The organism is Type-D symbiont of Plautia stali, assembly GCF_001485335.1.
Lineage (GTDB): Bacteria > Pseudomonadota > Gammaproteobacteria > Enterobacterales > Enterobacteriaceae > Pantoea > Pantoea vagans_C.
On sequence record NZ_BBOC01000234.1, the window covers coordinates 1 to 205 of the forward strand.

Here is a 205-nt window from a genome sequence, read left to right on the forward strand (position 1 = left end):
ATATTGAACAGATTGGTCTCACTCGGCGTTCCGTCCGGTTCTGCTTTGGCATTACCGGTAATGGACATAAAGACGGAATCACCGGTATCGCTTACTGTCATGGTGCGGCTGGTGTCGACCTTTTGTGACATTGCATCTGTGCCGCCGACATAAGTGACGCCGGTCCCTGTGTCATCGAACGGCGCTTTATCTGTCTGATAACCGG

Annotated in this window: 1 pseudogene; it reads right to left on the minus strand. The window is 52.2% G+C overall.

The features are described from left to right. Positions 1–205, minus strand: a pseudogene (gene flgL / locus PSSD_RS26150) (flagellar hook-associated protein FlgL); the annotation flags it as partial.